Origin of the sequence: Bartonella sp. TT67HLJMS, from assembly GCF_042193375.1 — a bacterium.
GTDB lineage: Bacteria > Pseudomonadota > Alphaproteobacteria > Rhizobiales > Rhizobiaceae > Bartonella > Bartonella grahamii.
The window spans coordinates 1-515 of record NZ_JBHILP010000051.1; the positions used below are offsets into that span (position 1 = coordinate 1).

A 515-nucleotide genomic window follows, 5' to 3' on the forward strand; every position below is an offset into this window, starting at 1 on the left:
TAATGTCTCCATTGGCAAGTGATGTAATCTTGCTGTTTGTTTTGCTTTCCTTTTCTCCATGCGTTGCCACAAAGGCGCCTGTAGTCTTGTCCCACAACAAGGAATCGCTTTGAACAAGGGTAATGTCTTTTTCAATCTCTTTGGTAATTTCATCCTTAACATTCTTGAATGTATCTTTAACGTTCTCGAATGAATCACCAACACCAGCAAAGGCAGTCGCGACATTGTCATAAGACTTCTCAGTCGCAGTACCATCTTTATTGAAGGTCTTAACCGTGAATGTAGGAGCAACCCATGCGCCATTCTCATAGCCAGCACCACCACCTAAAGATTTTGCAACACTGCTCCCTAGGGTATGAAGCTGATTACCAGCTACAGCATCGCTTGAGGTTGAAGTAATGTCTCCATTGGCAAGTGATGTGATCTTGCTGTTTGTTTTGCTTTCCTTTTCCCCATGCGTTGCCACAAAGGCGCCTTTAGCCTTGTCCCACAACAAGGAATCGCTTTGAACAAGG

At 44.1% G+C, this 515-nt stretch carries 1 pseudogene; it reads right to left on the reverse strand.

The features are described from left to right. A pseudogene (locus tag ACFIJQ_RS08920) lies at nucleotides 1-466 on the reverse strand (adhesin); the annotation flags it as partial. Nucleotides 467-515: the final 49 nt, after the last annotated feature.